Raw genomic sequence first — 20,776 nt, 5'->3', positions numbered from 1 at the left:
GACTCGTGGACTTCGTTGTCGACCCAGGCGGCTTCGTCGTCACTCAGGTCGCGGGTCGCGGTCGCGACATGCCTGGCGTGCCCGACCCGGACCTTTCCCGCAGCCAGGCCGGCGTGGAGCTTGGGCAGTCGGTGGTGGATGTCGACGGCGTCCGCGATCAGCCGCTTCGCGCCGAACGGGGGGGTCTGGATGCGGGCGCCGAAGGCTGCGGCGGCGTACTCGGTGATCAGCGGTGTCCCGGCAGCGCCGGCGGGACGGGCGCGGTCGGCGGCACGCTTGGAGAACGGGGCCAGCGCGTCGGGGTTGTGCAGGACCGCCCACTGATACGCCGCGGCCAGCAGCTCGCGTTCGGCTTGGAGGCGGGTCTCGTGGCGCGTGGTGGCGAAGGACAGGACGTCGGTCGTGCCCATCTCCCGTAGCTCGTCGAGCACCCGATTGCTCACGGGAAGAAGTCAACACGGGAGGTCCGACAGATTGCGGTGCGCGCGGGGATGGGTGTGGACGGTGGGGGAGGGTCGGCGCAGAGGGTCTCGATACGCCGCTCGTCCCTCGCGGCTACTCGACCAACGACGAGTGGCTGATCGACCAACGACGGGGCCCTTCGGCCCTCGCGGGCTACTCGACCAGCGATCGGGTGGCGGCTTCGCGGTCAACTGGCCCGCCGCGGGACGTGTTGTCGCACTCATCGGGAGTGGCGCGTGGACCAAAACAAGAACGTGTTCTAATATTGGGTCATTCGATCCATCCACTAGGAGCGCACATGCACCAGGACTTCTCTCCCGAGGTCACCGCCGTTCTCGACGGCGTCCGCGACCTGCTCCCGACGTTCCGTGAGCGGGCCGAGGAGGGCGACCGCCTCCGGGTGATCCCCGACGCGTCGATCAAGGAGCTCGAGGAGACCGGCTTCTTCCGTCTGCTCCAGCCGAAGCGCTACGGCGGCTTCGAGGCGGACCCGCTGGCGTTCTACACCGCCGTGCGTGACATCGCCTCGGCCGACGGCTCGACGGGCTGGGTGTCCAGCGTCGTCGGCGTCCACCCCTGGCAGGTGGCGCTCTTCGCCGACGAGGCCCAGCAGGCCGTGTGGGGCGAGGACCAGTCGGTGCGGCTCTCGTCGTCGTACGCCCCGACCGGCAAGGCGATCCAGACCGAGGGCGGCTTCACGCTCTCCGGCAAGTGGAGCTTCTCGTCGGGCTCCGACCACTGCGCCTGGGTCCTGCTCGGCGGGCTGGTGTTCAACACCGAGGGCCAGGTCGTGGACTTCCGCACCTTCATGGTGCCGCGCGAGAAGTACCAGATCATCGACGTCTGGAACGTCGTCGGGCTGCGCGGCACCGGCTCCAACGACATCGTGGTCGAGGAGACCTTCATCCCCGAGGCGTTCACGCTGTCGATGGGGGAGACGGGCCAGTGCAAGGGCCCGGGCCAGGCGGTCAACACCAGCGACCTCTACAAGCTGCCCTTCCACTCGATCTTCACCTCGACCATCGCCACGCCGATCATCGGCATGGCCCGCGGCGCCTACGCCGAGCACGTCGAGATGCAGAACAAGCGCGTCCGTGCTGCCTACCTCGGCGAGAAGGCGTCGCTCGACCCGTTCGCCGCGGTCCGCATCGCCCGCTCGGCCTCCGAGATCGACGCCGCCTGGGCCCTGCTGATGAGCAACATCCGCGAGGAGCAGGCTCATGTCGCCCGTGGCGAGGAGATCCCGCTCGAGCTGCGTCTGCGCGTTCGTCGCGACCAGGTCCTCGGCACCGCCCGCTCGATCGAGGCGATCGACGCGCTGTTCGAGGCCTCCGGTGGTCGGGCGCTCGCCGAGGGCACCTACCTGCAGCGCGCCTGGCGCGATGCCCACGCCGGTCGGGTCCACGCGGCCAACGACCCGGAGCGGGCCCTGCAGATGTACGGCGCACAGCAGTTCGGCCACAAGATCGACCCGGGGATGTACTGAGGTGGGCGAATCCAGCACCGACTTCTCCAAGGAGGGGACCCGTCGCTCGGCGAAGGCCGGCGACATCACCCTCAACTACTACGAGGCCGGACCCGCGTCCGGCTCCGTGGTCGGCGGAGGCCTGCCGTTCGTGCTCCTGCACGGCGGCGGACCGGGTGCGTCGGCGTGGAGCAACTTCGGCTCCGCGCTGCCGCGTTTCGCCGCGAGCTTCCGGACCCTGCTGGTCGACCAGCCGGGCTTCGGGCAGTCGGACAAGCCGGAGGTCGGGGCCAACTACTTCCGCCACTCGGCGTCGTACCTCGTCAAGCTGCTCGACGAGCTGCAGATCGAGCGGGTCCACCTGCTCGGCAACTCCCTCGGCGGTGGTACGGCGACCCGGTTCGCCCTGGAGTACCCGGACCGGGTCGGCCGGTTGGTCCTGATGGGTCCCGGTGGCCTGTCGACCAACCTCTTCCACGCCGACCCGACCGAGGGCGTGAAGCGCCTGATGGACTTCTCGATGAACCCGAGCCGCGAGGCGCCGCGGGCGTTCATCTCGACGATGGTCGTCAACCAGGCGCTCGTCACCGACGAGCTCGTCGAGGAGCGCTTCAACGACGCGACCGCGCCGGGCTCGCTCGAGGCGATGCGCTCGATGGGCGCGTCCTTCTGGAACCCGGAGTGGGCCGAGGACGGCATGCTCTGGCGCGAGGCGCACCGGATCCGCAAGCACACCCTGCTGACGTGGGGACGCGAGGACCGCGTCAACCCGCTCGACGGTGCGCTCGTCGCGCTCAAGCAGATCCCGAAGGCGCAGCTGCACGTCTTCCCCAACTGCGGCCACTGGGCGCAGATCGAGGCGGCCGAGGAGTTCGCCGAGATCTGCACCGCGTTCCTGGCCCGCCACGTCGAGAGGAGCAAGGCATGACGATCGACATCAAGTCCATGGGCTACATCCGCGTGGCCAGCACCGACCTCGACCAGTGGAAGACCTTCGCGGGCAAGGTCCTCGGTCTCGCCGAGGGCCGCGGCCCCAACCCCGCGCACCAGTACTGGCGCATCGACGAGGTCTCCGCCCGCATCGTGGTCGTCCCCGCCGAAGTCGACCAGCTCGAGTGCGTCGGCTGGGAGATGGCCGACCACCAGGCGCTTCAGAACGCCCGGGAGCACTTGCAGAAGGCCGGTGTCGAGTTCGAGGAGGGCACGAAGGAGGAGCTCGACGAGCGTCGCGTCCAGGAGCTGGTCCGCTTCCGCGACCCGTGGGACAACGTCTTCGAGCTGTTCCACGGCATCACCTACGAGTCGCGACCCGTCGTGACGCCGTACGCCGCCACCTTCGTCACCGGCGACCAGGGCATGGGCCACATCGTGGTCCCGGTGCTGGACGACGTCGAGGCGCTGCGGTTCTACACCGAGGTCCTCGGCTTCCGGCTGCGCGACTCGATGAGCATGCCGGGCGAGTTCGTCGGCAAGGAGCCGGGCAGCAAGATCTGGCTGCGCTTCCTCGGCGTCAACCCGCGCCACCACTCGCTCGCCTTCCTGCCGATGCCCAACGCGTCCAAGTGCGTGCACGTGATGCTCGAGGTCGACGAGCTCGACCACGTCGGCCGCGCGCTCGAGCGGGTCCGCAAGCACGGCGCGACGCTGTCCGCGACGCTGGGCCGCCACATGAACGACGAGATGATCTCGTTCTACGTGAAGTCGCCCGGCGGATTCGACATCGAGTTCGGCACCGAGGGCCTCCGGGTGGAGGACGAGCGGTGGGTCGCTCGCGAGTCGACCGCGGTCTCGTACTGGGGACACAACTTCGGCGGCGGAAGCTGAGCGCTAGCGTGGGAACCATGTCGGCAGCAGGTGGCTCGGGCGCCATCCCCGAGGGCATGAGCCCGGACGCGGAGTCGACCTGGCCGCACCCCGAACTGATCCAGTCGTGGCTGGGCGACGCCGAGGTCGACTTCGAGCTGCGTCCCGGCGAAGAGGTCGCGGTCCACGACGACCCCGAGGCCCAGGCGGCCGCGCGGCGTTTCCGCGACGTGCTCAGCTGCTTTGCCTCCGGCATCACCGTCGTCACCACGATCAGCGACGGCGCGCCGGTCGGGATGACCTGCCAGTCGTTCTCCAGCGTGTCCCTCGACCCGCCGCTCGTGCTCTTCATCCCGGCGCGTTCCTCGCGGGCCTGGCCGCTGATCCAGCGCTCGGGCCGGTTCTGCATCAACGTGCTCGCCTCCAATCAGGAGCACGTGTCGGGACAGATGGCGACCAAGGGTGCCGACAAGTTCGCCGGCATCGACTGGTCGCCGGCAGAGGTGACCGGTTCGCCGGTGATCGCGGGCACGCTCGCCCACCTCGACTGCACGATCCACGCGGTCTATGAGGGCGGCGACCACTACGTGGTGATCGGCAAGGTCGAGCACCTGGCCGCTGCGGATGACGAGGGCACCTCCACCGAGCCACTGCTCTACTACAAGGGTCGCTACCGCACGACCGACTCGTGACCTGCGCCGATCAGCGGCGTTGAACCCGGGAAGCACGAACCTGGGGGATTGAATGCGCCGACGTCGGCACGGGTGGATCGCACTGGCCGGACTGCTGCTGATCGGCGGGCTCGTCGCCGCGCCGGGCACGGAGGCCGCGGCGGACGACAGCAGCGACGACGGCACGAGTGTCGCTCTCGTCGGCCCCCTGGTCGCGGCGCTCGACGTCGACGCGCCCGGTGCCTACTGGACGCCCGAGCGGATGGAGCAGGCCATCCCGCTGGGGCTCGATCCCGACGGCGACGCCGTCGACGCAGCGCCCCGCGCGGCAGCCCCTCGCGCCCGCGGTGCACTCACCTCGCCCCGCAGCGTCGGCAAGCTCTTCTTCTCCGACCGGACCAGCGACTACGTGTGCTCGGCAGCGACGGTCAACACCGCCGACAAGAACGTCATCATCACGGCGGGCCACTGCGTCAACACTGGCGGTCGGAGAGGTCTCCTCGGCGGCTGCACGGCCGGGAGCACCTACAACAACTTCCTCTTCGTGCCGCGCTACGCCAACGGCTCGGCGCCCGACGGTCGCTGGGTGGGCACGCGCGCGATCATGCACCGCGAATGGGTGGAGCGGTGTGACGCCTTCACCTACGACAACGCGCTCGTCGAGCTGGCGCCCCGCAACGGCCGCCGGCTCGTGGATGTCGTCGGCGGCAACGGGCTCGCCCTGAACTTCCCGGCACGGGAGACGGGGGTGCGGGTATGGGGCTGGCCGGCCGAGGCGCCGTACGACGGCGAGACGGTGCGACGCTGCGCGGGCGAGAGCTACCAGTTCAGCGCCACCGGCACCGATGCGGCGATCGCCTGTGGCCTCACCGGCGGCGCGAGCGGCGGACCGTGGTTCGTGTCCATGGCGAGCCCGCAGGTCGGCTTCATCTGGGCGGTCACGTCCCGTCGTACGACGACCGGAGCTGCGTATCTCCTGGCGACCCCGCTCACGGGGTCGGTCCGCACCCTGCTCGGTGCCGCTCGCGCTGCGCGTCCCCTGGCACCCGTGGGCGTCACGGGCGCGGGGCGCGTGGTCGTGACGCGTGCCGGTGTCGCCTTCCGTGCACTGCCGGGGCGGGTCGGGCGCGGCCAGCTGCTGCGTCTCCGGGCGCGGGCCGGGGCGAGCACGCCGGTGGTGCTGAGCATCCGGCTGCGTCCGCATGGGCCCTGGCGCCGGCTCCGCGTGGCCCGCACGGACCGGGACGGTGTGGTGGAGTTCGCCTTCCGACCGACTCGCGTGGGGGCGCTGCGCTATCGGCTGCGGACCCCCCGGACGTCGGTGTCGGTGGCGGTCCGGGTGCTCTCCTGCCCGCTTCCGCGGGACCGCTCTGTGGCCGAGGACACGGTCTGCACACAGCCCACTGCCTGACCAGATCGGCATCGGGTGGGGCACCATCGTCCTGTCATGCACAGCCTCGACCCGACCGAAGACCTCGCGATCCGCCTGCTGCGGCGGTTCCTGCTGCTGTGCGAGCACCCGCGGACGCGGCAACGGATGCTCCGGCTGGTGCGCCAGTCGACGCGCCTCGGACCCGGCGGCCCGCGGCTCTACGGCTGGATCAACCGGGCCGTCCTCAATCCGCGCTTCCAGCCGCTGGTCGAGCGCCGCGCGCTGTCGGCGATGAAGGCCGAGCTGGTCGCGTCGCAGCTGATCGGGCTGGCGATGACCCGCTACGTGCTCAAGATCGAGCCACTGGCGTCCGCCTCCGTCGACGACGTCGTGCGGATGGCGGCGCCGTCGATCGCGGCCGCGCTCCAGGGTGAGGACGCCTTCACCGCAGTCGTGCATCCGGAGGAGCGTGCGCAGGAACCCGCGCGCCGTCGGCTCCCGGTCAGCCGGGTCACGCGGCTGGTGCCGAGCGTCCGGGTGTCCTGGCGGCGCTGAACGCCCGTCGAGCTGGTCAGAGGTCGATGAGCGCGCGGTGCCGGTGCGGCGCGCCGAAGAGCTGGCCGAGGGCGTGCGCCCGCTTGAAGACCAGATGGGCGTCGTGCTCCCAGGTGATCGCGATGCCGCCGTGGAGCTGGACGCACTCGCCGGCGATCCGGGCCGCGGCGTCGAGCGTGTAGGACGCCGCCGCGTGGACCTGGAAGGCGGCCGTGCCGGGATCGGCGTCCCCGTCCGCCAGGGCGTACGACGCCGCCCAGCTCGCCGAGCGGGACTGCTCGGTCAGCGCGAGCATGTCCGCCATCCGGTGCTTGAGCGCCTGGAAGGAGCCGATCGGCCGGCCGAACTGCACACGCTCCTTGGCGTAGGCCACGGTCATCGCGACGGCACGGTCGTTGAGCCCGACCGCCAGTGCGGTCGTCGCGGCCGCACCGACCAGCTCGGCGCGCGCACGGGCGCTCTCGCCGTCGCCGATCGGCGTGAGGGTCGCGGTCGAGAGGTCGACGTGCGCCAGCCGGATGCTCTGGTCCATCGACTCGGCCCACGTGGCAGCGGCGCCCTCGACCTCGACCAGCTCGTCGTCGCGGACGGCGAGCACGATCCCGGCCCGGTCGCCGTCGAGCACCGGTCCGTCACCGAGCACGACCGTGACGATCTCGCCGGCCGCGATCCGGGGGAGCAGGCGGGCCTTCGCCTCGTCGGTGCCGCCCGCGAGCAGTGCCTCGGTCGCGACGACCGTGGCCAGCAGCGGCGACGGAGCGAGGGAGCGGCCGAGCTCCTCGAGCACGACCGCGGTCTCGAAGAACGAGGCTCCGAAGCCGTCGTACTCCTCGGGGATGGGGAGGGCGGCGACACCGATCTGCTCGCACAGGGCCGACCAGAGCGCTTCGTCGTGACCCGCCTCCGACGTGGAGGCCGCACGGACGGCCGCGGAGTCGGCCCGCTTGTCCAGCAGGCTGCGGACGGTCGAGGCCAGCTCGGCCTGTTCCTCGCTGAGTGCGAACAGCATCAGGCCCCCACGAGCGAGTCGAGGATGCGGGCGCGGTGCTCGGCCGGCGTGCCCCAGGCGGTGACGAGCGCGCGGATCTTCGTGATCCACACGCTCAGGTCGAACTCCTGCGTGTAGCCGATCGCGCCGTGGACCTGCAGGCCCGTGCGGGAGGCGAGGTAGGCCGCGTCCGCGCACGCGACCTTGGCCGCCGAGACGGACCGAGGGGTCGGGGCGAGGGCCGCGCCGAAGACCAGCGGGCGGGCGAAGTCGAGCGCGATCCGTACGTCGGCGAGCGCGTGCTTGATGGCCTGGTAGGAGCCGATCTCGCGGCCGAACTGCTTGCGCTGCTTCACGTAGGTGACGGCGTCGGCGAGCACCCGCTCACCGGCCCCGAGGAGCTGGGCAGCGGTGGCGAGGATGGCCAGATCGTCGGCCGCTGCGAGGTCGCCGTGGTCGACGGCCTCGCCCGGCGTGACGTCGAACAGGTGGCGGCCACGGTGGACGGACACGTGTGCGGCGCCGGGGGTCGCAGCGTGGAGGGCACCGTCCACCACGACGTACACCTCGTCGGCGACGTCGGCGTCCAGCGCGCGCGGGGCCGCGACGGTGCCGATGCCCTCGACCTCGCGGCCGAGGGCCATCGGCAGGTAGGCGGCGGACTCGACCCAGGGGCCGGGCACGGCGTGGCGGCCGAGTGCCTCGAAGGCGATGCAGACCTCGACGGGCGTCGCATCGGTCGCCAGCATCGTGACGCCCTGCTCGGCGAGCCGCTCCCACAGCCTCCGACCCGGGGCGTGGTCACCGTCGGCCCAGGCCCGGGCGACGGAGACGGTGTCCGCTGCGGCGAGCAGTGACTCCAGAGAGGCGGCGAAGTCCCGCTGGTCGGTCGTCAGCTCGAACCTCATCGCTGCTGTCCCTTCGGCTCGCGCGGGAGGCCCAGGATGCGCTCCGCGATGATGTTGCGCTGGATCTCGTTGGTGCCGGCGTAGATCGGGCCGGAGAGCGAGAAGGTGTAGCCGTCGAGCCAGCGGGACTCGAGCTCGGCGTCCGGGCCCAGCAGATCGAGCGCCGTCTCGTGCAGTGCGACGTCGAGCTCGCTCCACCAGACCTTGTTGACCGAGCCCGCCGCGCCGATGTCGCCGCCGTCCTTCAGCTTCGACACGGTGCCCCAGGTGTAGAGCCGGTAGGCCTCGGCCTTGATCCACGCGTCGACGACGGCTTCGGTCGCCGCGGTGCGGTTCGGGCCATCGGCCGTGTCGTCGTACAACGCCAGGAGGCGGTCAGCCGCGGCGGTGAACCGGCCGGGGGAGCGCAGCGACAGGCCGCGCTCGTTGCCGGCGGTGCTCATCGCGACCCGCCACCCGTCACCCGGGGCGCCGAGCACGTCGGTGTCCGGCACGAAGACGTCGTCGAAGAAGACCTCGGCGAAGCCGGCCTCGCCGTCGAGTTGGGCGATCGGCCGCACCGTGACGCCGGGGGCGTCGAGCGGGAAGAGGAAGTAGGTCAGCCCGGCGTGCTTCTGCGCCTCTGGGTCGCTGCGGAAGAGGCCGAAGCCCCAGTGCGCGAGAGCGGCGCGGGAGCACCAGATCTTCTGGCCGTTGAGGACCCAGCCGCTCTCCCCGGTGGTTGGGCCTGTCGAAACCCGCCGGGCGGTGGACTTCAGCGACGCGAGGTCGGAGCCCGCCTCGGGCTCGCTCCAGCACTGGGCCCAGACCTTCTCGCCCGTCGCCATCGACGGCAGGAACCGGTCCTGCTGCTCCTGCGTGCCGTGCTCGAAGAGGATGGGGGAGAGCAGGAAGATGCCGTTCTGGCCCACCCGCAGGGGAGCGCCGGCCCGGTAGTACTCCTCCTCGAAGATCACCCACTCGACCAGCGAGGCGCCGCGGCCGTGGTAGGTCTCGGGCCACGACACCACCGACCAGCGCGCGGCCGACAGCTTCGCCTCCCACGCGCGGTGCAGCTCGAAGCCCTCGGCCGTGTCGAGCGACGGCAGCGGCTCGGCCGGCACGTTCTCCGCGAGCCAGGCACGCGCCTCGGCCTGGAAGGCCAGCTCGGACTCGCTCAGTTGCAGATCCACGTCAGTTCTTCCTCAACTCGGTCTTGAGCACCTTGCCGGACAGGTTCCGGGGGAGTGCGTCGATGTGCTCGACGAAGCGCGGCACCTTGAAGTTGGCGAGCCGGCCCTTCGCGAAGGAGATGACCTCCTCGTCGGTGGCCGCGCCCACGACGTACGCCTTGCCGACCTCGCCCATCCGCTCGTCGGGGACGCCGACCACGGCGACGTCGTCCACGCCGTCGAGCCGCATCAGGGCCTGCTCGACCTCTGCGGGATAGACGTTGAAGCCGCCGGAGATGTACATGTCCTTGAGCCGGTCGGTGATCCGCAGGTTGCCGGCGTCGTCGAGCACCCCGACGTCACCGGTGTGCAGCCAGCCCTCGGCGTCGATCGCCTCGGCGGTCGCGGCCGGGTCGTCGAGGTAGCCGAGCATCACGAAGTCGCCGCGCACCAGCAGCTCGCCACCCTGTGCTGGGTCCTCGGCAGCGATGCGGGTCTCCATGCCGGGGATCGCGCGGCCGCAGGTGGTGGCGACCAGCTCGGCGTCGTCGCCGTCGCGGGCCATCGTCACCACCACGGCCTCGGTCATGCCGAAGGCGGTGACGACCTGGTTGATCCCGAGCCCCTGCGGCGCGGCCGCGCGCATCCGTTCGATCAGCACGACCGGTACGACGGCGGCGCCGGTCACCGCGAGACGCAGGCTCGACAGGTCCCGCTCACTGCGACCGGGCGCCGAGAGCAGCGACTGGTAGATCGCGGGCGCCCCCGGCAGGACCGTGATCCGCTCGGACTCGATCAGGTCCATCGTGCGCTCGAGGTCGAAGGTCGCCAGCGGATAGAGCGTCGCGCCGGTGGTCAGTCCCGTGATGATGCCGACCTTGTAGCCGAACGAGTGGAAGAAGGGGTTGATGACGAGGTAGCGGTCGTCGGCGGTGACCCCGCCGAGCTCGCCCCATGCCCGGGCGACGCCGACGGTCTGGCGGTGGGCGCTCATCGCTCCCTTGGGGCGCCCCGTCGTGCCGGAGGTGAAGAGGATGTCAGCGACGTCGTCGGGGCCGGGCTGGTCGAAGTCCTCGCCCGTGGATCCAGTGCGTGGCAGGTCCTCGGCGGTCACGTCGGCGAGGAGCGCGACGGTGCGCTCGACGCCCTCGGCGCGGAGCTCGTCGACCTGGTGGCGGCCCAGGAACCCGTCCTCCACGACCACGAGGGCCGCCGCCACGCGTTCGACGATCGCGGCGACCTCCGCCCCGAGGTAACGGGTGTTGGCCGGGACGAGGACGCCCCCGGCCCAGGACACGGCGAGGGCGGCGATCACCCACGACGTGCTGTTGGGGGCCCACAGGACGACCCGGTCGCCGCGGGCCACGCCGGCGTCGCGGTAGGCGCCAGCGGTGCGCTCGACCCGGTCGAGCAGACCTGCGAAGGTGAGCGTGCGGTCGCCCTCGACGTAGGCCGGCCTGTCGCCGTGGGTCCGCGCAGCGGCGCGGAGGACCTCAGGGATCGTGTCCATGACCGGAGCATACCAAGCAAATGCTTGGTAGGGTGGGGGAGTGGACCTGACCGAGAGCGCCCCGGACCGTGCCTTCCGTGAGGAGGTGCGCACCTGGCTCGCCGAGCACCTCGTCGGCGAGTGGGCAGACCTGCGCGGGCTCGGTGGCCCCGGCCGCGAGCACGAGGCGCACGAGGCGAGGCTGGCCTGGAACCGGCTGCTCGCCGATCACGGCTGGACCGCCGTCGGCTGGCCCACCGAGCACGGCGGGCGCGGCCTGAGCCTGTGGCAGCAGGTGATCTTCCACGAGGAGTACGCACGCTCCAACGCGCCAGCCGGGGTCAACCACCTCGGCGAGCAGCTGCTCGGCCCGACCCTCATCGCGTTCGGCACCGAGGAGCAGAAGGCCCGCTTCCTGCCCGAGATCGTCGCAGTGCGCGAGCTGTGGGCGCAGGGCTACTCCGAGCCCAACGCCGGCTCCGATCTCGCCAACGTCCAGACCCGGGCCCGGCTCGATGACAGCACGGGCGAGTGGGTCATCGACGGGCAGAAGGTCTGGACCTCGCTGGCCCACCTCTCTGACTGGTGCTTCGTCGTCGCGCGGACCGAGGCGGGCTCGACCCGCCACAACGGCCTGTCCTTCCTCCTGGTCCCGCTCGACCAGGAGGGCGTCGACGTCCGTCCGATCGAGCAGCTGACCAGCGGCTCGGAGTTCAACGAGGTGTTCTTCACCGGAGCCCGCACCGCCGGCGACCTCGTTGTCGGCGAGCCGGGACGGGGCTGGGGCGTGGCGATGGGCCTGCTCGGCTTCGAGCGGGGCGTCTCCACACTCGGCCAGACGGTCGGCTTCGCCCGCGAGCTCGAGTCGGTCGTCGACCGCGCCCGGACCAACGGCTCCATCGACGACCCGGTGGTGCGCGACCGCCTGGCCGGCCTCAAGGCGGAGCTCTCGGTGATCCGCAGCTATGCGCTCCGCTCCCTCGCCCTCGTCTCGGGCGGCGAGGACTCGGCGGCCGGCGGCGGCGCCGGGTCCATCTTCAAGCTGGCGTGGGCCACCTGGCACCGCACGCTCGGCGAGGTGGCGATGGACGTCGCCGGCGCGGAGGGTCTCCTCGCCCGACCCACGCAGCCAGCCGGAGGCTACGACCTCGACGACCACCAGCGCCTCTTCCTCTTCTCACGAGCCGACACGATCTATGGCGGCAGCGACGAGGTGCAGAAGAACATCCTCGCCGAGCGCGTGCTCGGTCTTCCCCGCGAACCCAAGGGAGCCTGACCCAGATGACCTCGATGCGACCCGAGCAGCCCACTCCCGACTACGTCCCCGGGCACGACCTGCTGGCCGGCAAGGTGGTCGTCGTGACCGCGGCCGCCGGTGCCGGCATCGGCGCGGCCGTCGTACGGCGGGCGCTGGAGGAGGGCGCGAAGGCGGTCGTCTTCAGCGACACCCACGAGCGTCGCCTCGCTGAGGCAGAGGAGGCCCTGGCCGGCGAGTTCGGCGCCGACCGGGTCCGCCAGCTCGTCTGCAACGTGACCAAGGAGGAGGACGTCCAGGCGCTCCTCGACGCGGCCGAGGAGTTCGGCGGCGTCGACATCATGATCAACAACGCGGGCCTGGGTGGCACGGACTCGATCCTCGAGGTCACCGACGAGACCTGGAACCGGGTCATCGACATCACCCTCACCGGCACCATGCGCGCCACCCGCGCGGTCGGGCAGCGGTTCGTGACCGCGGGCAAGAAGGGGGTCATCGTCAACAACGCCTCCGTCATCGGCTGGCGCGCCCAGGAGGGCCAGGCCCACTACGCCGCCGCGAAGGCCGGCGTCATGGCGCTGACCCGCTGCTCCGCTCTCGACCTCGCGCCGCACGGCATCCGCGTCAACGCGGTCTCACCGAGCCTGGCGATGCACCCCTTCCTCGAGAAGGTCACCTCGCCCGAGCTGCTGGTGGAGCTCAAGCAGCGCGAGGCCTTCGGGCGCGCCGCCGCGCCGTGGGAGGTGGCCAACGTGATGGTGTTCCTCGCGAGCGACTACTCGTCGTACCTGACCGGTGAGGTGATCAGTGTCAGCAGCCAGCACGCCTAGCCGCCGCGAGGAGCTCCTCCGGATCGCGGCGCAGCAGTTCGCGCAGAAGGGCTTCCGCAACACGACGGTGCGCGACATCGCCGACGCCGCCGGCATCCTGTCGGGGAGCCTCTATCACCACTTCGACTCCAAGGAGTCGATGGTCGACGAGATCCTGCAGACCTTCCAGGACGAGCTCTTCGGCCAGTACGACGCGATCCTCGCCAGCGGCGACGACGCCCGCACCAAGCTGGAGCGGGCGGTGCGGGTGTCCTTCGAGGCGATCGACCAGCACCCGCACGAGGTCGCGATCTTCCAGAACGACGCCGACCACCTGGGGAGCTTCGACCGCTTCGGCTACCTCGCCGACCGCAACGCCCAGTCCCGCCAGGTCTGGGTCACGCTGATCGAGGAGGGCATCGCCGCGGGTGCGCTGCGCCCCGACCTCGACGTGACGCTGACCTACCGCTTCATCCGCGACACCGTGTGGGTCGCCGTCCGCTGGTACCGACCCGGCGGCGGACTCGGCCACACCGACGTCGCCGACCAGTACGTCCGGATTCTCCTCGATGGAATTAGTGATGGGATCAACAATGCCTGAGGCCTACATCGTCGACGCCGCCCGCACCGCGGTCGGCAAGCGCGGCGGCGCCCTCGCCGCCGTCCACTCCGCCGACCTCGCCGGCCACACGCTCGCCGCACTGGTCGAGCGCACCGGCATCGACCCCGGAGCCGTGGACGACGTGATCCTCGGCTGCTGCGACACGATCGGCTCGCAGGCCGGCGACGTCGCGCGCTCCGCGTGGCTGGTGGCGGGGCTGCCGGACCACGTCCCCGGCGTCACGATCGACCGGCAGTGTGGCTCCTCCCAACAGGCCGTCCACTTCGCGGCCCAGGGCGTCATGTCCGGCACGCAGGACCTCGTCGTCGCGGGTGGGGTGCAGAACATGTCCGCGATCCCGATCTCGGCCGCCATGCTCGCCGGGCAGCAGTACGGCTTCTCCACGCCCTTCGCCGAGTCGCCCGGCTGGCTGAAGCGCTATGGCGACCAGGAGGTCAGCCAGTTCCGCTCCGCCGAGATGATCGCCGAGAAGTGGGACCTGAGTCGCGAGGAGATGGAGGCCTTCGCGCTGGCCTCCCACGAGCGCGCTCGTACGGCGATCGCCGAGGGCCGTTTCGCCAACGAGATCGTCCCCTTCGCGCTGGCCGACGGCTCGGTCTTCGACACCGACCAGTGCCCGCGGGAGACCCCGCTGGAGAAGATGGCCGGCCTCGACCCGCTCGCCCCCGGCGGGCGGATCACCGCGGCCGTCGCCTCGCAGATCTGCGACGGCTCGTCGGCCATGCTCATCGCCTCGGAGCAGGCGGTGAAGGATCACGGCCTGACGCCGCGCGCTCGCGTCGTCCCCCTCTCGGTCCGCGGCGACGACCCGGTCTGGATGCTCACCGGGCCGATCGGCGCGACGAAGCACGCGGTCGAGAAGTCGGGCATCACCATCGACGACATCGACCTCTTCGAGTGCAACGAGGCGTTCGCCTCCGTCGTCCTGGCGTGAATGAAGGAGACCGGCGCGCCGCACGAGAAGGTCAACGTCAACGGTGGCGGCATCGCGCTCGGTCACCCGATCGGCGCCACCGGCATCCGCCTGATGACGACCCTGCTCAACGAGCTGGAGCGCACGGGTGGCCGCTACGGCCTGCAGACCATGTGCGAGGGCGGCGGTCAGGCCAACGTCACCATCATCGAGCGTCTGGGCTGACCATCCGGGTCACGTGCTTGGATGGGCCGCATGGACGCAGAGCTCGGGGACCTGTTGGCGCGCGGTGGCTGGGCCCTGGTGGATCCGCGACCGATGGCAGCGGCGAATCCGGACACCTTCGAGATGCCGACGCCGGCCGAGCTCGACGCACTGGGCCCGGGCAGCATGGTGCGCGCGACGTTCGACGTGGCAACGATCGCCGACGTCGTGCGCGACCGGTTGACGCCCTACGACGAGGCCGGTCGACCGCGCCTGGTCACCCAGGTCGAGCGGATGTGGGCGATCGTGCTGGAAGTCGACGGCGACACCGTCGAGTGCGCGCTGGACAACCTGCCGTTCGGGACCCACACCCGTCTCCTGCCCAATGACCGGTTACGGATCCCGTTGACCCACCTGATCGCCACGGGCGGACGGATCCCGGACCACGACGAGTTCGTCGCGTTCCTCGCGAGGTGGGAGTCCGATCCCGACCATCCGGGGATCGATCCGACGACACCTGTCGATCCGCTCGCGCCGCCGCGCCTGCGCGGCGACCAGCAGGAGGTGTGCGACCGCGTCGGTGCGCGACCGGAGCCGCCCTGGCCGATGGGCTGCGGACTGCTGGCCAAGAACGTCACGCCCCAGTCGCTGCTCGTCTATGGCGCGCGCTTCCCCGCCGACGCCGGTCGCCGGGACACCGGATGGGTGGTGTTCGCCGACAACGACGACTTCGAGGAGGTCCGCACGACGGTGGGCTTCACCGTGGCCACCCTTCAGGAGATGCACGAGGCGCACCCCGCCATCTGGCCCTACGTGGCGCTCCCGACAGGCTGGGGTTTCACCCTCGCCGCCGGCACGGAGCACGACGTCTACCAGGTCGACATCCCCGAGGACTGACGGTCGGACGCCGTGCTCGAGCGTCCCGGCTGATCCCGACTGACTACGGTCGAAGCGCCCGGTAGTGGGCTCATCGGCGGCCCCGTGCCGCCGATGAGTCATTCCCCGCCGGAAGGAGGCCCGCCATGAGCCACCTCAATGTCCAGCACCACTTCCACGAGCACCCGACGACCGACTTCTCGTTCGTCCTGCTCGGCAGCTATGTCGTCGGCTACGTCGCCGGCCGTGTCATCGGACTGCGCTGGATCCGCCGCACGTCCTGACCAGGTCAGCGCAGCCGGCGCCGCTCGGTGGTGAAGACCAGCTTGCGGATACGGTCGCCGTGGACGGCCGGGTCGCCGAAGGCGACGCCCACGCCGTGGCCGCCGCCGGCGAAACGGACATGGCGCACGACGTGGCCGCTCTGGTGCAGGTTGGTGCCGTCGATGCGGAGGGTGATGTCGACGGATGTCCCGATGCTCGGCGGGTCCACCCGCAGCGTGGCCAGGAAGCCGCCCTCACTGATGTCCACGACGACACCCGTCAGCTCGGTCGGCTCGGTCGCCTCGATGTCGGAGTCGTCGGAGTCGTCGGAGTCGTCGGAGTCGTCGGCCGGCTCGGACCAGGCGATCACGACGGGCACGGCGACGCGCGCCCGGAAGAAGGCGCGCTGCTGCATCCGGGTCGGCGCGGCGGTCGGCGTCAGCAACCAGACCTCGCCGTAGGCGCGGCGCACGGGACGGGTGCTCATCGCACACTCCATCCGGCCCAGTGGATAGGTCCAGCTCACCGTGGCGTCGAAGTGGTGCTCCCGGGCGTCCAGGCCGTCCGGGCAGACGACGGCGAGACGGGCGCTGCCGTCGGGGCGCGGCTCGATGTCGAGCACCTTGGTCTTGATCGTCAGTGGCTCGCCAGCGGTCGGCCGCAGGGTCAGGGACACGGCCTGGAGCAAGGCAGGGTGCACGTCGGGCGTGAGGGCTCGCTCACGGGTGACCTCCGTCATGGCTGGCCCATCGGCCGCCGGTCCCGGGACCTGAGGTCCCGGACGGGGACGGCAGGGTCAGCGGAGGACCCACCACAGGCCGACGACCGTCGGCAGACAGCCGACGATCAGCCACGGCGACCTCCACGAACGTCCCAGCACCAGCAGCGTCGTCACGCCTCCGCCCGTCATGAAGGCTCCCGCGATGACGCACAGGCCGATCTGGGCGTCGAGCCGGTCGTCACCGACGTGGTCGGCTGCGATCACGAGCCCGACCGACAGGTGCAGAACGGTCGTCACGAGCAGCGCCGACATGATCCGTCGCTGCACCCGCTGCAGTCGGGCGACTGCCTCGGGGTCCGGCGCCTGTCGAGGCGCGTTGGGGTCCATGAGGTGGCGACGACGGGGGCGGGACTCCTGGCTCACCAGTGCAGGCTATCGGTCAGGAGTAGCGGTGCGACTTGGCGGTGTGGCCACGCTCGCGGGTGCAGGTCCGGCCGCTGATGTTGCGGTGCCCGCACAGTGCGTCGGCGGCGTCGTCGGACGCTGCAGCGGGGGTCGTCGGGGATGCGACCTTCTTCGTCGCACCCTTCTTCGCCACCTTCTTCGCCGGCGTCGTGGTGTCGGCGCTCGGCTTCGAGCGGCTGGCGGGCTGGCCGGCGCGCGACTGGGACTCGGAGAAACGGGCTTCGCGCATCGCGCGGACTGCATCGAGCTTGCTCATCGGGCGTTCACGACATCGAGCCTAGGGCAGCGGTCCGACGGTTCACGAGACGACGTAGGACGCCGCACGGGTCAGCTCGGCTGCTGCCTCCGTGACGATGCGGTCGATGAGCTCGGCGCAGGTGGGGAGGTCGTCGATGACACCCACGACCTGCCCGCTGGCGAGCACGCCGGCCGAGGTGTCGCCCTCCACCAGCCCGGCCCGGAGCATCGTCGGGGTGTTGGCCGCGAGTGCCATCTGGCCCAGCGTGCGGCCCTGGGCCTTCTTCATGGCGCGACCGTCCTTGAGGAGGCCGGTCCATGACATGCCGGACGACTTCTTGAACTCGACGGTCCGGCGCGCGGTCGGGCCGAGACGTCGTACGGCTGAGGTCTCCTCGAGCGAGTCGACCAGGTCGGTCCGGAGCATGCGGTGCGGCATGCCGTCGACCTTCGCCGTGACGACCGTGTCGGTCAGGCCCTTGGACAGGTAGAGCTCCTTGACGGCCTGGGGCACGGCCGAGTCCTGCGTGAGCAGGAAGCGGGTGCCCATGCCGACCCCGGCGGCGCCGTAGGACAACGCGGCGGCGAGGCCGCGTCCGTCGAAGAAGCCGCCCGCGGCGATCACCGGGATGTCGACGGCGTCCAGCACGGTCGGCAGCAGCAGCGTCGTGGGGACGGCGCCGGTGTGGCCGCCGCCCTCGCCGCCCTGGACCATGACGGCGTCGGCTCCCCAGGACGCGACCTTCTTCGCGTGCTTGGCGGCGCCGATGGACGGCATCACGACGATGTCGTGCTCCTTGAGCTTCGCGATCAGCTCCGGCTTGGGGGCCAGGGCGAACGAGGCGACCTTGACGCCGTGGTCGATCAGGAGCTGGCAGCGGTCCGGGGCGTCGCCCGCGTCGGCCCGCAGGTTGACGCCGAAGGGCTTGTCGGTGCGGCCCTTGACCTCGATGATCGCGGCCTCGAGCTCGGCGAAGGTCATCGTGGCGGAGGCCAGGATGCCGAGCCCGCCGGCCTCGGCGGTGCCGGTGACGAGGCGTGGGCCGGAGACCCAGCCCATCCCGGTCTGGACCACGGGGTGGGGGATCCCGACCAGGTCGGTGAAGGCGGTGCGCAGGCGCTGCTCACTCATGGGGGACCTCCCGGAAGCGCAGTCCCTTGGGGTCGAGGACCTCGCGGATGATCAGGAGCTCCTCGACGGACGGCTCCCGGGTGACGGGGACGTCCGCGGGGATGTCGAGGGTGAAGCCCGTGGCCTCGACGACCTCGTCGACGGTGACGCCGGGGTGCACCGAGCGCAGTCGCATCGTGTCGTCGGCGCCGGTCAGGTCGAAGACACCGAGGTTGCTGACGACCCGGTGGATGTCGTTGTAGCGCGAGGCTCCGGGACCGGCGGCCTTCGCGTTGCGGGGCCCCACGCCGGAGACGATGTCGACCTTCTCCACGAAGACGCGGGGGGAGTGCTTCGGCACCCAGTAGGACGTGCGGTTGTTGACCGTGTTGCCGGGCGCCCCGCGGGAGCCGAGCAGCTGACGCTTCGGCTGGGCGAAGTCGCCGATCGCCGAGATGTTCTGGTTGCCGTGGCGGTCGACCTGGGTGGCGCCCATCATCACGTGGCGCTTGCCGTAGGCGACGACGTCGAAGACGCGGCGGAACGGGATCCAGCCCTCCACCACGTCTCCCTTGGCGAAGAGCGGCGGGACGCCGGCGAGGAAGAGCGACTCGCCGTCGGAGATGACCAGGTCGGGGTTGCTCGTCAGCTTCGCGAGCCGCACGCCCAGCATCGGCAGCAGGCCCATCGGGCTGCCGAAGATCTCGCCGTCGTCGGCGAAGGCGTCGGCGATGGCGGCGGCGCACACGTCCGCGCGGGTGGTGGTGTCATTGCTCATCGGCTCGTCTCCTCTGCGAACGCCGCGACTGCGGCCTGGGAGGCGGCCTCGTCGCCGGGCAGGAAGCGCTCCTCGAAGGCGGCCCAGTCCTCGTCGGACCCGCCGGCCGCGGCGGCATAGGCCTTCTGGAAGCGCTCGTCGCGCTCGTAGTCGGGCACGCAGTTGGTGAAGTGCGCGCCGTTGGGGGTCTCGACGACTCCGGTCACCATCATCCGGTTGAGCAGGACGCGCTGCACGGGGGTGTCGACGGTGAGGCCGGCCGTGTCGACGATCTGCTCGACACTCAGGTAGGTCCGGTCGGCCGCCATGGCGAACAGGTCGTCGAAGTACGGGTCCGGACCGAGGTAGGTCGCGTTGCCGTGCACGTCCGCGCGGTTGAGGTGCACCAGGGCGACGTCCAGCTTCAGCGCGGGGACAGCGACGAGCTCCTCGTGACCGGCACCGTCGTCGTAGGGGCTGGTGACGGTCTTGATCCACGGGTTGTTGACCAGCACGTCGGAGCCCAGGCCCGCACGCATCGGCAGGAAGGGCAGCCGCTCCGCGGCGGCCTTGAGGCCGGTCTGGAACATGCCCTCGTCGAGCTCGACGACCTCCGGGATCGTGGCGTTCTGGCGGGCCCGCTGGAAGTTGGGCTCGAGCGGGATCGAGTCGAGGGACACGAAGGCGTAGACGACCTTGCGGATCTTGCCCGCGCGGGCCAGCAGGCCGACATCGGCGCCGCCCCAGCTGACGATGGTCAGGTCCTTGAGGTCCGAGCGCAGGATCGCGCGGACCAGCGCCATGGGCTTGCGTCGTGGGCCCCAGCCCCCGATGCCGATGGTCATCCCGTCCTCGAGGGTGGCGACCACCTCGTCGATGGACATCCGCTTGTCGCGGGGCTTGCGGGTCACTGGCTGGCTCCCTTGCTCTTGTCCGTGCCCGCGAAGTCGTCGCGGAGCTCGTCGCTGACGCCCATCAGGTTCAACTCGAAAGTGAACCCCTGCTCCCAGCGGTAGGACTGGTTGACGTTGATCGGGTCGATCCCGTTGAGCGCCTCCTTGGCGGCGCGGATCACCCGGGTGTCCTTGGCGGCGATGTCGCGGGCCACGCGCAGCGCTGCCTCGTCGAGCTCGTCGCGGGGGACCACCTCCAGCACCGACCCGAACTGGACCAGGTCCTTCGCCGGGATGGTGCGGGCCGTGAAGTAGAGGGTGCGCATCATGTGCTGCGGGACCAGGCGTGCCATGTGGGTGGCGGCGCCGAGGGCGCCCTGGTTGACCTCGGGTACGCCGAAGTAGGCGTCGTCGCTCGCCACCACGCAGTCCGCGTTGCCGACCAGGCCGACGCCCCCGCCGACGCAGAAGCCGTTGACGGCGGCGATGACCGGGACGCTGCACTCGTAGACGGCCTTGAAGGCGGCGTAGCAGCCCTTGTTGGCGCCGAGCAGGGCGTCGAAGCCACTCGTGTTCTGCATCTCCTTGATGTCGACGCCGGCGTTGAAGCCCTTGCCCTCGGCGCGCAGCACGACGACCTTCGTCGCGAGGTCCGCGCCGGCCTCGTCGAGGGCGGCCGCGACGTCGAACCAGCCCTGCACGGTGAGGGCGTTGACCGGGGGAGCGTTCATCGTGATGACGCGGATGCCGTCGTCACGCAGCTCACTGGAGATCGTCATGTCCAG

General features: G+C 70.9%; 23 protein-coding genes and 1 pseudogene. 12 read left to right on the top strand and 12 right to left on the bottom strand.

What is annotated here, in order from left to right; genetic code table 11:
* A partial coding sequence (locus E9934_RS09990; protein ID WP_136562751.1) for a DUF222 domain-containing protein occupies positions 1-443 on the bottom strand: 443 nt, incomplete at its 3' end.
* Positions 444-760: 317 nt separating this feature from the next.
* Here E9934_RS09990 and hsaA point away from each other — a divergent pair.
* The 6 genes from hsaA to E9934_RS09960 are packed head-to-tail and all read left to right on the top strand — an operon-like array spanning position 761 to position 6,328.
* Positions 761-1,948: a 3-hydroxy-9,10-secoandrosta-1,3,5(10)-triene-9,17-dione monooxygenase oxygenase subunit gene (gene hsaA / locus E9934_RS09985; protein ID WP_136562750.1), complete on the top strand. Its 1,188-nt coding sequence runs from the start codon at positions 761-763 to the stop codon at positions 1,946-1,948.
* Position 1,949: 1 nt separating this feature from the next.
* Positions 1,950-2,855, top strand: a complete 906-nt coding sequence (gene hsaD, locus E9934_RS09980) for a 4,5:9,10-diseco-3-hydroxy-5,9,17-trioxoandrosta-1(10),2-diene-4-oate hydrolase (RefSeq protein WP_238694876.1) — start codon at positions 1,950-1,952, stop codon at positions 2,853-2,855.
* A complete protein-coding gene (gene hsaC, locus E9934_RS09975; RefSeq protein WP_136562748.1) occupies positions 2,852-3,751 on the top strand; it encodes an iron-dependent extradiol dioxygenase HsaC in 900 nt (299 codons plus the stop codon). Before hsaD ends, hsaC begins: the two co-directional genes overlap by 4 nt.
* A 17-nt stretch (positions 3,752-3,768) precedes the next feature.
* Complete coding sequence (locus E9934_RS09970) at positions 3,769-4,422, top strand: flavin reductase family protein (protein WP_238694875.1); 654 nt, start codon at positions 3,769-3,771, stop codon at positions 4,420-4,422.
* Positions 4,423-4,474: 52 nt separating this feature from the next.
* Complete coding sequence (locus E9934_RS09965; protein WP_136562747.1) at positions 4,475-5,812, top strand: trypsin-like serine peptidase; 1,338 nt, start codon at positions 4,475-4,477, stop codon at positions 5,810-5,812.
* A gap of 36 nt (positions 5,813-5,848) precedes the next feature.
* The gene (locus E9934_RS09960) at positions 5,849-6,328 is read left to right on the top strand and encodes a TetR/AcrR family transcriptional regulator (RefSeq protein ID WP_136562746.1); all 480 of its coding nucleotides are present in this window, start codon (positions 5,849-5,851) and stop codon (positions 6,326-6,328) included.
* A 16-nt stretch (positions 6,329-6,344) separates the two neighbouring features.
* Here E9934_RS09960 and E9934_RS09955 read toward each other — a convergent pair whose 3' ends face one another.
* The 4 genes from E9934_RS09955 to E9934_RS09940 are packed head-to-tail and all read right to left on the bottom strand — an operon-like array spanning position 6,345 to position 10,885.
* On the bottom strand, positions 6,345-7,337 hold the full coding sequence (locus E9934_RS09955) for an acyl-CoA dehydrogenase family protein (protein WP_136562745.1): 993 nt from the start codon (positions 7,335-7,337) through the stop codon (positions 6,345-6,347).
* A complete protein-coding gene (locus E9934_RS09950) occupies positions 7,337-8,224 on the bottom strand; it encodes an acyl-CoA dehydrogenase family protein (RefSeq protein WP_136562744.1) in 888 nt (295 codons plus the stop codon). The genes E9934_RS09955 and E9934_RS09950 overlap by 1 nt, the downstream gene beginning before the upstream one ends.
* On the bottom strand, positions 8,221-9,396 hold the full coding sequence (locus E9934_RS09945) for an acyl-CoA dehydrogenase family protein (protein WP_136562743.1): 1,176 nt from the start codon (positions 9,394-9,396) through the stop codon (positions 8,221-8,223). The genes E9934_RS09950 and E9934_RS09945 overlap by 4 nt, the downstream gene beginning before the upstream one ends.
* Before the next feature lies 1 nt (position 9,397).
* Positions 9,398-10,885 carry a FadD3 family acyl-CoA ligase gene (locus tag E9934_RS09940; RefSeq protein ID WP_136562742.1) on the bottom strand — a complete coding sequence of 496 codons (1,488 nt, stop codon included), beginning with the start codon at positions 10,883-10,885 and terminating at the stop codon, positions 9,398-9,400.
* A 40-nt stretch (positions 10,886-10,925) separates the two neighbouring features.
* Between E9934_RS09940 and E9934_RS09935 the strand changes: the two genes are divergently transcribed.
* From E9934_RS09935 to E9934_RS19600, 6 genes and pseudogenes are all read left to right on the top strand, one after another.
* On the top strand, positions 10,926-12,140 hold the full coding sequence (locus E9934_RS09935) for an acyl-CoA dehydrogenase family protein (RefSeq protein ID WP_136562741.1): 1,215 nt from the start codon (positions 10,926-10,928) through the stop codon (positions 12,138-12,140).
* A 5-nt stretch (positions 12,141-12,145) separates the two neighbouring features.
* On the top strand, positions 12,146-12,949 hold the full coding sequence (locus E9934_RS09930) for an SDR family oxidoreductase (protein ID WP_162851542.1): 804 nt from the start codon (positions 12,146-12,148) through the stop codon (positions 12,947-12,949).
* Positions 12,927-13,529, top strand: a complete 603-nt coding sequence (locus E9934_RS09925; RefSeq protein WP_136562740.1) for a TetR/AcrR family transcriptional regulator — start codon at positions 12,927-12,929, stop codon at positions 13,527-13,529. The genes E9934_RS09930 and E9934_RS09925 overlap by 23 nt, the downstream gene beginning before the upstream one ends.
* A pseudogene (locus E9934_RS09920) lies at positions 13,498-14,688 on the top strand (acetyl-CoA C-acetyltransferase). Before E9934_RS09925 ends, E9934_RS09920 begins: the two are co-directional and overlap by 32 nt.
* A gap of 30 nt (positions 14,689-14,718) precedes the next feature.
* Complete coding sequence (locus tag E9934_RS09915; protein ID WP_136562739.1) at positions 14,719-15,564, top strand: immunity protein Imm33 domain-containing protein; 846 nt, start codon at positions 14,719-14,721, stop codon at positions 15,562-15,564.
* Between the two features lie 125 nt (positions 15,565-15,689).
* Positions 15,690-15,827 (top strand): hypothetical protein, encoded by a 138-nt coding sequence (locus E9934_RS19600; protein WP_158294978.1) that lies wholly within the window; start codon positions 15,690-15,692, stop codon positions 15,825-15,827.
* 5 nt (positions 15,828-15,832) lie between these two features.
* Here the strand turns inward: E9934_RS19600 and E9934_RS09910 are convergent, their stop codons facing one another.
* From E9934_RS09910 to E9934_RS09880, 7 genes are all read right to left on the bottom strand, one after another.
* Positions 15,833-16,546: a PilZ domain-containing protein gene (locus E9934_RS09910; protein ID WP_136562738.1), complete on the bottom strand. Its 714-nt coding sequence runs from the start codon at positions 16,544-16,546 to the stop codon at positions 15,833-15,835.
* Positions 16,547-16,603: 57 nt separating this feature from the next.
* Positions 16,604-16,951, bottom strand: coding sequence for a hypothetical protein (locus tag E9934_RS19595; RefSeq protein WP_158294977.1), 348 nt, complete (start codon positions 16,949-16,951; stop codon positions 16,604-16,606).
* 16 nt (positions 16,952-16,967) lie between these two features.
* Complete coding sequence (locus E9934_RS09900; RefSeq protein WP_136562737.1) at positions 16,968-17,222, bottom strand: hypothetical protein; 255 nt, start codon at positions 17,220-17,222, stop codon at positions 16,968-16,970.
* Positions 17,223-17,291: 69 nt separating this feature from the next.
* A complete protein-coding gene (locus tag E9934_RS09895; protein ID WP_136562736.1) occupies positions 17,292-18,362 on the bottom strand; it encodes an NAD(P)H-dependent flavin oxidoreductase in 1,071 nt (356 codons plus the stop codon).
* On the bottom strand, positions 18,355-19,119 hold the full coding sequence (locus tag E9934_RS09890) for a CoA-transferase subunit beta (protein WP_136562735.1): 765 nt from the start codon (positions 19,117-19,119) through the stop codon (positions 18,355-18,357). Before E9934_RS09890 ends, E9934_RS09895 begins: the two co-directional genes overlap by 8 nt.
* Positions 19,116-20,009: a CoA transferase subunit A gene (locus E9934_RS09885; RefSeq protein WP_238694874.1), complete on the bottom strand. Its 894-nt coding sequence runs from the start codon at positions 20,007-20,009 to the stop codon at positions 19,116-19,118. The genes E9934_RS09890 and E9934_RS09885 overlap by 4 nt, the downstream gene beginning before the upstream one ends.
* Positions 20,006-20,770 carry an enoyl-CoA hydratase family protein gene (locus E9934_RS09880; protein ID WP_136562734.1) on the bottom strand — a complete coding sequence of 255 codons (765 nt, stop codon included), beginning with the start codon at positions 20,768-20,770 and terminating at the stop codon, positions 20,006-20,008. Before E9934_RS09880 ends, E9934_RS09885 begins: the two co-directional genes overlap by 4 nt.
* Between the last annotated feature and the right edge of the window lie 6 nt (positions 20,771-20,776).

Origin of the sequence: Nocardioides caeni, assembly GCF_004912195.1 — a bacterium.
Classification (GTDB): Bacteria; Actinomycetota; Actinomycetes; order Propionibacteriales; family Nocardioidaceae; genus Nocardioides; species Nocardioides caeni.
Note: the sequence above shows the minus strand (reverse complement) of the source record. Positions and strands in the feature narration are given on the sequence as shown.